General features: G+C 54.5%; 1 rRNA gene. It reads right to left on the reverse strand.

Annotation, left to right across the window (positions count from 1 at the left end):
- A 16S ribosomal RNA gene (locus ACOSDM_RS20160) occupies window positions 1–284 on the reverse strand; the annotation flags it as partial.
- Window positions 285–418 lie beyond the last annotated feature (134 nt).

A 418-nucleotide genomic window follows, 5' to 3' on the forward strand; every position in this document is an offset into this window, starting at 1 on the left:
ATCCTCTCAGACCAGCTATAGATCGTAGGCTTGGTGAGCCATTACCTCACCAACTACCTAATCTAACGCGGGCCGATCCCTCGGTGGCCGAAGCCTTTCCTCCATAGAGCGTATGCGGTATTAGCAGTCGTTTCCAACTGTTGTCCCCCGCCGAAGGGTACGTTCCCACGCGTTACTCACCCGTGCGCCGGTGCCCAGAACCCGAAGGTTCCTTCTCCCGCGACTTGCATGTGTTAAGCCTGCCGCCAGCGTTCGTTCTGAGCCAGGATCAAACTCTTAGGTTCATACCATATCCCCGGGGGGAGACATGGCTGATAACGCGCCCAGATATCATCTAAGCACATCCACCTAAGCTCAAAGGGTATTCTCATTGATCCAATCTCACCACCCAACCAGCACCCTAAAGCACCAGAAAAGC

It is taken from the genome of Hwanghaeella sp. LZ110 (genome assembly GCF_048892525.1).
Taxonomy (GTDB): domain Bacteria; phylum Pseudomonadota; class Alphaproteobacteria; order UBA8366; family Aestuariispiraceae; genus Pacificispira.